Consider the following 9,222-nt stretch of genomic DNA (forward strand, 5'->3'; position numbering starts at 1 on the left):
GATCCGGCGGCGCGGCCGCCTGGCGCTCGGCCGCCGGCGTGGCGGCGCGGCCCGGCTCCGGGGCGGAATCGCGGGAATCGCAGGCACTGAGCAGGCTCAGCGCGAGAGCCAGAAGCAATCCTTTGTTCAACATGGCGGGCTCGCAGATCGGGGACGCGGGAGCTGCGACTATAGCCGAAGGGCCTGGCGCTCAGGGGCGGCCTGCGCGCAAGCGTCGAGTCGTGCACACCTTTATACTGGCGCGCCTGCCATGGAGCCGCGATGAACGCCCTTGCCGACGCCTGGCGTCACGCCCCCACCCGGCAGCGGGTGGGGGCGCTGGCCGCCCCGATGATCCTCTCCAACCTGTCGGTGCCGCTGGTGGCGCTGGTCGACAGCGCGGTGGTCGGCCACCTGCCGCACGCCCACCAGCTCGGCGCCGCCGCGGTCGGCGGCAGCCTGTACAGCCTGCTGGTGTGGACCTTCGGCTTCCTGCGCATGGGTACCACCGGCTTCGCCGCCCAGGCCAGCGGGCGCGGCGACGGCGGCGCCCTGCGCGCCCTGCTCGCCCAGGGCCTGCTGCTCGCCGGCCTGTTCGCCCTGCTGGCCGGCCTGCTGGTGGTGCCGCTGCTGCCGCTGCTGCTCGGCCTGATGCAGGCGGGCGCGGAGCTGGACGCCCTGGCCCGCGACTACCTGCACATCCGCCTGTTCGGCCTGCCGGCGGCACTGGCCAGCTACGCGCTGATCGGCTGGCTGCTCGGCAGCCAGAACGCCCGCGCGCCGCTGGCCATGCTGCTGACCACCAACCTGCTCAACGTGGCCCTGGTGGTGTGGTTCGTCCATGGCCTCGACTGGGGTGTGGCCGGCGCGGCGCGCGCCTCGGTGCTGGCCGAATGGAGCGGCGCGCTGCTCGGCCTGTATCTCGCTCGCCGGCGCCTGGGCGAATACGCCGGGCGCGCCGACTGGCCGGCGCTGCGCCGCTGGGCCGGCTGGCGGGCGTTGCTGGCGGTCAACCGCGACATCTTCCTGCGCACCCTGGCGCTGCAGGGGGTGTTCCTGCTGGTCACCGTGCAGGGCACCCGCCTGGGCGACGCCACGGTGGCGGCCAACGCCCTGCTGCTCAACGGCCTGCTGCTCACCGCCCACGCCCTCGACGGCCTGGCCCATGCGCTGGAGGCGCTGTGCGGCCACGCCCTGGGGGCGCGCGACCGCCTGGCGCTGCGCCGCAGCCTGTGGCTGGCCGGCAGCTGGTCGCTGCTCGCCAGCCTCGGCTTCGCCGCCTTCTTCCTGTTCGCCGGCACCTGGTTCGTCGACCTGCAGACCGACATCGCCGCGGTGCGCGCCATCGCCCACGCCCACCTGCCGTTCCTCGCCGTCCTGCCGCTGCTGGCGGTGTGGAGCTACCTGCTCGACGGCCTGTTCATCGGCGCCACCCGCGCCCGGGAAATGCGCGACGCCATGCTGCTGGCACTGGCCCTCGCCCTGCCGCTGGCCTGGTGGCTGCAGGGCCTCGGCAACGCCGGACTGTGGCTGGCCTTCCTCGCCTTCATGGCGCTGCGCGGCCTGATCCTCGGCGCCAGCGCCTGGCGCATCGAGCGGCGCGACGGCTGGATCGCGGCGACCTGAGCCCGGCGCGGCGAGCTGCTAGAATGCCGCCCCGTTTCCCTGTCCGCTGCCCGCCATGTCCAGCTCCCCGCTTCCCGCCTCCCCCCGCGTCGCCGTGATCGGCGGCGGCCCCGCCGGCCTGATGGCCGCCGAAGTGCTCGCCGCCGGCGGCGCGCAGGTGGAGCTGTTCGACGCCATGCCCTCGCTGGGCCGCAAGTTCCTGCTCGCCGGCGTCGGCGGCATGAACATCACCCACGCCGAGCCGAAGGCGGCCTTCGTGCAGCGCTACGGCGCGCGCGCCGCCGAGATCGGCCGCCTGCTGGAGGAGTTCGACGCCGACGCCCTGCGCGCCTGGATCCACGCTCTCGGCATCGACACCTTCGTCGGCAGCTCCGGGCGGGTGTTTCCCAGCGACATGAAGGCCGCGCCGCTGCTGCGCGCCTGGCTGCGTCGCCTGCGCGAGCAGGGCGTCGCACTGCACCCCCGTGCGCGCTGGCTGGGCTGGGACGCATCCGGCGCGCTGCGCATCGCCACGCCCGAGGGCGCGCGCAGCATCGAAGCCGGTGCCGTGGTGCTGGCCCTCGGCGGCGGCAGCTGGGCGCGCCTGGGCTCGGACGGCGCCTGGGTGCCGCTGCTGGAGCAGCGCGGCGTCGCGGTGGCGGCGCTCAAGCCGAGCAACTGCGGCTTCGAGGTGGCGGGCTGGACGGCATTCTTCCGCGACAAGTTCGCCGGCGCGCCGGTCAAGCCGGTGGCGATCAGTCTCGATGGCAGCGCCCCGCGTCAGGGCGAGTTCGTGGTCACCGCCAGCGGCGTGGAAGGCAGCCTGATCTATGCGCTGTCGGCGCCGATCCGCGAACAGATCGACAACGCTGGCCGCGCCGTGATCCATCTGGACCTGCTGCCCAACCGCTCCCGCGAGCAGGTCGCCGCAGCGCTGAACAAACCGCGCGGCTCGCGCTCGCTGGCCCGCCATCTGGCCGGCCTGGGCATCGACGGCGTGCGCGCCGGCCTGCTGCGCGAGCTGACCGACGCCGCCACCTTCCAGGACATGACTCGCCTGGCCGCAGCGATCAAGGCGCTGCCGCTGGAACTGGTCCGCGCGCGCCCGCTGGACGAGGCGATCAGCAGCGCCGGCGGCGTGCCGTTCGCGGCGCTGGACGCCAACCTGATGCTGAGTGAACTGCCGGGGGTGTTCTGCGCCGGCGAGATGCTCGACTGGGAGGCGCCGACCGGCGGCTACCTGCTGACCGCCTGCTTCGCCAGCGGCCGGGCGGCCGGACTGGGCGCGCTACGCTGGCTGGCGCGGCGCTGAGCACTGCGTCGTGATCGTGCCCACGCTCCGCGTGAGCACGACTCCCGGGACGCTCCGCGTCCCCTAGCGGCGGCCCCCGGGACGCGGGAGCGCCCCGTGCAGCATTCCCACGCGGGAGCGTGGGAACGATCAATCGCGCCAGCGCCATGAAAAACGCCGCCGCCCTCTCGGGCCGGCGGCGTTTTTCGCAACAGGAAAGGACCTCAGCGGCGCTTGTCCTTCTTCTTCTTCTCGGCCTTCTTGTGGTGGCTCATCAGGCGGCGCTTCTTGTTCACCTGGCGCACCGTGAGGGTGTTCTTCTTGCCCTCGTAGGGGTTCTCGCCGCCCTTGAACTCGATGCGGATCGGCGTGCCGACCAGCTTGAGCACCCGGCGGTAGGTGTTCTCCAGGTAGCGCGAGTAGGCGCGCGGCACCGCGTCGACCTGGTTGCCATGGATCACGATCAGCGGCGGGTTGGCACCACCCAGGTGGGCATAGCGCAGCTTGATGCGCCGACCGTTGACCAGCGGCGGCTGGTGGGTGCTGACCGCATCCTCGAGGATCTGGGTCAGGTAGCTGGTCGGCCAGCGGGTCACCGCCGAGCGGAACGACTCCTGCACCGACTTGTACAGGTGGCCGACGCCGGTGCCGTGCAGCGCGGAGATGAAGTGGATGTCGGCGAAGTCGACGAACTGCAGACGGCGCTCCAGCTCGGTCTTCACCCGGTCGCGCTCGTGGCTGTCCATGCCGTCCCACTTGTTCAGCGCGATGACCAGCGCACGGCCGGTCTCCAGCACGAAGCCGAGCAGGTTGAGGTCGTGGTCGACCACCCCCTCGCGGGCGTCCATGACGAAGATCACCACGTTGGCGTCCTGGATCGCCTGCAGGGTCTTCACCACCGAGAACTTTTCCACCGCCTCGAAGATCTTGCCACGGCGACGCACGCCGGCAGTGTCGATCAGGGTGTACTTGGCCTCGTCACGCTCGAAGGGGATGTAGATGCTGTCGCGGGTGGTGCCGGCCTGATCGTAGACGATCACCCGCTCCTCGCCGAGCATGCGGTTGACCAGGGTCGACTTGCCGACGTTGGGCCGGCCGATGATGGCGATCTTGATCCCGGAGTGCTCGTCCGGGCCGGGAATGCGCTGCTTCGGCTCGGCCGGAGCGCCCTCCTCGCCAGCTTCGCCTTCGGCGAACTCGTCCTCCTCGCCCTCGTCCCTGGGGAACTCGCCCAGCGCGGCCTGCAGCAGGGCGTTGACGCCACGGCCGTGGGCGGCGGCGACCGGGAAGGCGTCGCCGATCGCCAGCGGGCTGAACTCGGCACGGGCGATGTCCGGGTCGACGGTGTCGACCTTGTTGGCGACCAGGAAGGTGCGCTTGTTGTTCTTGCGCAGGTGCTCGGCGATCATCTGGTCGGCGGCGGTCATGCCGGCGCGCGAGTCGACCATGAACAGCACGGCGTCGGCTTCCTCGATGGCCTGCAGCGACTGCTCGGCCATCTTGGCGTCGATGCCTTCCTCGTCGCCGGAGATGCCCCCGGTGTCGATGACGATGTAGGTGCGACCCTGCCACTTCGCCTCGCCGTACTTGCGGTCACGGGTCAGGCCGGCGTAGTCGGCGACGATGGCGTCGCGGCTCTTGGTCAGGCGGTTGAACAGGGTGGACTTGCCGACGTTGGGGCGTCCCACCAGAGCGATAACGGGAACCATGCGGCTCTCCATGGGTGATTCGTGAAAAACACAACGGCCGCTGCAGTCTAGTCAGTTGCAGCGGCCGCTCACAGGTGTACCGCCTCCCGGCGGTACCTTCAGCGCAGGGTGTAGGCCACCAGCTTGCCGCTGTTGCCGTAGGCGTACAGCCAGTCGCCGACCACCAGCGGGCGGGCGCGCAGGCCGTCGCTGTCGACCCGCACGCGACCGACGAAGCGGCCGTCCACCTGGCTCAGCAGGTGCAGGTAGCCTTCCAGGTCGCCCACCGCGACGTTGCTGGAGAACACCGCCGGGCTGGTCAGCTGGCGACGCGCCAGGGCGTCGTTGCTCCACAGCGCCGAGGTCGAGCGCTCGTCGATGCCCTCGACGGTGCCGCCGGCCTGGCTGACGTAGATGTTGCCGAAGCCGGTGGCCACGCCGACGTAGCTGGACGCCTGGCGCTGCCACAGCGGACGGCCGCTCATCAGGTCGAGCGCGGCCAGCTGGCCCTGGTAGGTCACCACGTAGAGGGTGCCGCCGGACAGCAGCAGGCCGCCGTCGATGTCGACCATGCGCTCCAGTTCGGAGCGACCCTGCGGCACGGCCACGCGCTGCTCCCACACCGGGATGCCGCGCTGCACGTCGAGGGCGATCACCTTGCCGCTGGACAGGCCGGCCACCGCCAGCTGGTTGGTCACCACCGGCGCACCGGTGCCGCGCAGGGTCAGCACCGCCGGGGTGCTCTCGTAGCTCCACAGGCGCTCGCCGCTGGTGGCGTCGAGGGCGACCAGGCGGTCGTCCTGGGTCTGCACCACCACCACGTTGCCGTTGCTGGCCGGCGCGGCCAGCACCTCGCTGCCCACCGGGGCGCGCCACTTCACTTCGCCGCTGGCGCTGTCGAGGGCGATCACCTGGCCCTTGAGGGTGCCGACCAGCACCAGGCCGTAGCCGGCGCCGACGCCACCGGAAACCGGCTTGTCCAGCTCGGTCTCCCACAGCACCTTGCCGGTCTCGCGGTTCATCGCCACCACCAGGCCTTCGATGTCCGCGGCGAACAGGCTGTCGCCCTCGGCGGCCAGCTCCAGCTGGTTCCAGGTCTCACCCTGGCCTTCGCCGATGGAACGGCTCCACTGCTTGTCCAGGCGCACTTCCTCGGCGAACTTCTCCAGCTCGGCCGGCGGCAGCTCCTTGGTCGAGTTGCTGCTGCAGCCGGCGGCGAGCACCGCCGTGGCCAGCATTACCGCATGAGTCCAGCGCATCATCAGGCGTCTCCGTCGGCCAGGTCGTCCAGCTTGATCTGCAGCGTGCCGAGGCCCGCCTCCTGCGGCAGCGCGGCACGCGCCTTCTCGTAGGCGCTGCGCGCCTCGGCGCCGCGGCCCAGACGGACCAGCAGGTCGCCGCGCAGTTCCTCGCGGCCGGCGACGAAGGCCGGCGCGGCCTCGCCGGCCAGCAGGCCGAGGGCTTCCTCGGCCTTGTCCTGGGCGGCCAGCACGCGGGCCAGACGCTGGCGCGCGACTTCGCCGAGGGTGGCGTCGACAGGCTTGTCGAGCACCTTGCGCAGCTCGCCGGCGGCCTCGTCGAGGCGGCCGTTGTCCACCGCCACCTTGGCCACCAGCAGGCTGGCGTACTGGGCGTAGTGGCTGCCGGCGAAGTCCTTGTTCAGCTTGCCGGCCAGGTCGCTGACCTTGCCGGCATCCGGCTCGCCCGGAGCGCTCAGGGTGACGTCCACCAGCTGCTGGTAGAGCGCGGAGGCGGCGTAGCTCTGGTTGGCCTGGTGGTTCTGCCAGGCCTGCCAGCCGAACACGCCGACCAGCGCCAGGGCGCCGCCGACCAGCAGCGGCTTGCCGTTGCGCTGCCACCAGTCCCTGATTACCGCCAGTTCTTCTTCTTCGGTACGCGAGGTCACCGCGGTCACTCCCTAGATCGATTCAGGTTCAGGCTTGCGCCAGGCAAGCCGCGAGATGCGCGCTCAGCGCATCCCAGGCAATGGTTTGCTGGGCGGCATCGCCGCGCAGCGGCTTGAGGCCGACCACCTGCTGGTTCAGCTCGTCCTCGCCGAGGATCAGGGCGAACAGCGCACCGCTCTTGTCGGCCTTCTTCAGCTGGCTCTTGAAGCTGCCGGCGCCGGCGTTGACCACCAGGCGCAGGCCCGGCACGGCGTCGCGCAGCTGCTCGGAGAGCTTCAGCGCGGCCAGTTCGGCGGCCTCGCCGAAGGCGGCCAGGTAGACGTCGACCTGGCGGGCCAGTTCGGCCGGCACCTTGTCGAGGGTCTCGATCAGCAGCACCAGGCGCTCGACGCCCATGGCGAAGCCCACCGCCGGGGTCGGCTTGCCGCCGAGCTGCTCGACCAGGCCGTCGTAGCGGCCGCCGGCGCACACGGTGCCCTGGGCGCCGAGCTTGTCGGTGGTCCACTCGAACACGGTCTTGCCGTAGTAGTCGAGGCCGCGCACCAGCTTGGGATTGAGCACGTAGGGGATGCCGGCGGCGTCCAGACGCGCCTTCAGGCCCGCGAAGTGCACGCGCGACTCCTCGGACAGGTAGTCGGCCAGCTTGGGGGCGTCGACCAGCAGCGCCTGGGTATCCGGATTCTTGCTGTCGAGGATGCGCAGCGGGTTGCTGGCCAGGCGACGCTGACTGTCCTCGTCGAGCTGCTCGAAGCGCGCCGACAGGTATTCGACCAGCGCCTCGCGGTAGCGCGCGCGGTCGTCGCTGCTGCCCAGGCTGTTGAGCTCCAGCTGCACCGCGTCGCGGATGCCCAGCACGCCCCACAGGCGCCAGGTCAGCACGATCAGCTCGGCGTCGACGTCCGGGCCGTCGAAGTTGAACAGCTCCACGCCGATCTGGTGGAACTGGCGGTAGCGGCCTTTCTGCGGGCGCTCGTGGCGGAACATCGGGCCGATGTACCACAGCTTCTGCGGCTGGCCGCCGCCGATCAGGCCGTGCTCCTGCACCGCGCGCACGCAGGAGGCGGTGCCTTCCGGGCGCAGGGTCAGCGAGTCGCCGTTGCGGTCCTCGAAGGTGTACATCTCCTTCTCGACGATGTCGGTGACCTCGCCGATGGAGCGCTTGAACAGGTCGGTGAACTCGACGATCGGCATGCGGATCTGCCGGTAGCCGTAGCCGTCGAGCAGGCCGGCGACGCTGTTCTCGAGATGGCGCCAGAGCGGGGTCTGCTCCGGCAGGATGTCGTTCATGCCACGGATGGCCTGGATGTTCTTGCTCACGGAAATTCCTTAGCTGCGGGCGATCAGGCTGGCGTCGGCCGCAGCCTTCTCCGCCGCCTTCTGGCGGATCAGCTTCTCCAGCTCGTCGACCAGGTTGTCGTTGTCCAGCTTGTGCGCCGGCTTGCCGTCGATGTAGACCAGATTCGGGGTGCCGCCGGTGAGGCCGACGTGGGCCTCCTTGGCCTCGCCCGGGCCGTTGACCACGCAGCCGATCACCGCCACGTCGAGCGGCACCAGCAGGTCCTCGACGCGCTGCTCCAGCTCGTTCATGGTCTTGACCACGTCGAAGTTCTGCCGCGAGCAGCTCGGGCAGGCGATGAAGTTGATGCCGCGCGAACGCAGGTGCAGCGACTTGAGGATGTCGAAGCCGACCTTGATCTCCTCGACCGGATCGGCAGCCAGCGACACGCGGATGGTGTCGCCGATGCCCTCGGCGAGCAGCATGCCCAGACCCACCGCCGACTTGACGGTGCCCGAGCGCAGGCCGCCGGCCTCGGTGATGCCCAGATGCAGCGGCTGCTCGATCTGCCCGGCGAGCAGGCGGTAGGCACCGACCGCCATGAACACGTCGGAGGCCTTGACGCTGACCTTGAAGTCCTGGAAGTCCAGACGGTCGAGATGGTCGACATGGCGCAGCGCGGATTCGACCAGCGCCTCGGGAGTCGGCTCGCCGTACTTCTTCTGCAGGTCCTTCTCCAGCGAACCGGCGTTGACGCCGATACGGATCGGGATGCCCTTGTCGCGGGCGGCATCGACCACCGCGCGCACGCGGTCCTCGCGGCCGATGTTGCCCGGGTTGATGCGCAGGCAGTCGACGCCCAGCTCGGCGACGCGCAGGGCGATCCGGTAGTCGAAGTGGATGTCGGCGACCAGCGGCACGCGGACCTGCTGCTTGATGCGGCCGAAGGCCTCGGCGGCGTCCATGTCGGGCACCGAGACGCGCACGATGTCGGCGCCGGCGTCTTCCAGGCGACGGATCTGCGCCACGGTGGCGGCGACGTCGCAGGTGTCGGTGTTGGTCATGCTCTGCACCGAGATCGGCGCATCGCCGCCGACCAGTACCGAGCCGACGCGGATCTGCCGCGACTTGCGGCGCACAATCGGGGAATGGCAGTGCATGTTACTGTCCCAGCTTGATGCGGGCGGTGCCGCTGGCGGTCATGTTCTTGCGGTGCTCGACCGGCTCGCCGTTGTAGCGCACCTGGGCGACCCGGGCATTGCCCAGGCGCAGTTCGAGCGGCGCCTTGCCGGCCAGCTGCAGGCTGTCGCCGGCGCGCTTGACGGTGCTGACCAGCACCCGGCCGTTGGCGTCGGTGACCTGGGTCCAGCAGTCGGCGCTGAAGCTGAGCTGCACCAGGCCCTCGCCGGCAGCGACCTGCGGCGCCGGCGCCGCGGGCTCGGCCGCGGGCGGGACCTCGGCAGCGGGGGCGACGGC

General features: G+C 70.9%; 8 protein-coding genes. 2 read left to right on the forward strand and 6 right to left on the reverse strand.

The window, feature by feature from the left end:
* Positions 1–261: 261 nt before the first annotated feature.
* Entirely contained in the window at positions 262–1,605 is a 1,344-nt protein-coding gene (locus tag E5198_RS18845; RefSeq protein WP_136491487.1) for an MATE family efflux transporter, read from the forward strand.
* A 46-nt stretch (positions 1,606–1,651) separates the two neighbouring features.
* Positions 1,652–2,896 carry a TIGR03862 family flavoprotein gene (locus tag E5198_RS18850; RefSeq protein ID WP_372239895.1) on the forward strand — a complete coding sequence of 415 codons (1,245 nt, stop codon included), beginning with the start codon at positions 1,652–1,654 and terminating at the stop codon, positions 2,894–2,896.
* Positions 2,897–3,099: 203 nt separating this feature from the next.
* Here the strand turns inward: E5198_RS18850 and der are convergent, their stop codons facing one another.
* From der to E5198_RS18880, 6 genes are all read right to left on the reverse strand, one after another.
* On the reverse strand, positions 3,100–4,584 hold the full coding sequence (gene der / locus E5198_RS18855; RefSeq protein WP_136491489.1) for a ribosome biogenesis GTPase Der: 1,485 nt from the start codon (positions 4,582–4,584) through the stop codon (positions 3,100–3,102).
* Between the two features lie 98 nt (positions 4,585–4,682).
* The gene (gene bamB, locus E5198_RS18860) at positions 4,683–5,825 is read right to left on the reverse strand and encodes an outer membrane protein assembly factor BamB (RefSeq protein ID WP_136491490.1); all 1,143 of its coding nucleotides are present in this window, start codon (positions 5,823–5,825) and stop codon (positions 4,683–4,685) included.
* On the reverse strand, positions 5,825–6,469 hold the full coding sequence (locus E5198_RS18865) for a YfgM family protein (RefSeq protein WP_136491491.1): 645 nt from the start codon (positions 6,467–6,469) through the stop codon (positions 5,825–5,827). The genes bamB and E5198_RS18865 overlap by 1 nt, the downstream gene beginning before the upstream one ends.
* 28 nt (positions 6,470–6,497) lie before the next feature.
* Positions 6,498–7,787 (reverse strand): histidine--tRNA ligase, encoded by a 1,290-nt coding sequence (gene hisS, locus E5198_RS18870; RefSeq protein ID WP_136491492.1) that lies wholly within the window; start codon positions 7,785–7,787, stop codon positions 6,498–6,500.
* Positions 7,788–7,796: 9 nt separating this feature from the next.
* Positions 7,797–8,906 (reverse strand): flavodoxin-dependent (E)-4-hydroxy-3-methylbut-2-enyl-diphosphate synthase, encoded by a 1,110-nt coding sequence (gene ispG, locus E5198_RS18875; RefSeq protein WP_136491493.1) that lies wholly within the window; start codon positions 8,904–8,906, stop codon positions 7,797–7,799.
* A 1-nt stretch (position 8,907) separates the two neighbouring features.
* Positions 8,908–9,222, reverse strand: a 315-nt coding sequence (locus tag E5198_RS18880; RefSeq protein ID WP_136491494.1) for a DUF4115 domain-containing protein, incomplete at its 5' end; no start/stop codon positions are given.

Source organism: Pseudomonas sp. A-1, assembly GCF_004801855.1.
Classification (GTDB): Bacteria; Pseudomonadota; Gammaproteobacteria; order Pseudomonadales; family Pseudomonadaceae; genus Geopseudomonas.

Bases quoted from the DNA above. Each gene is read 5' to 3' on its own strand.
- ispG (WP_136491493.1), bottom strand. From the start codon at position 8,906: ATGCACTGCCATTCCCCGATTGTGCGCCGCAAGTCGCGGCAGATCCGC.
- E5198_RS18845 (WP_136491487.1), top strand. From the start codon at position 262: ATGAACGCCCTTGCCGACGCCTGGCGTCACGCCCCCACCCGGCAGCGG.
- bamB (WP_136491490.1), bottom strand. From the start codon at position 5,825: ATGATGCGCTGGACTCATGCGGTAATGCTGGCCACGGCGGTGCTCGCC.
- der (WP_136491489.1), bottom strand. From the start codon at position 4,584: ATGGTTCCCGTTATCGCTCTGGTGGGACGCCCCAACGTCGGCAAGTCC.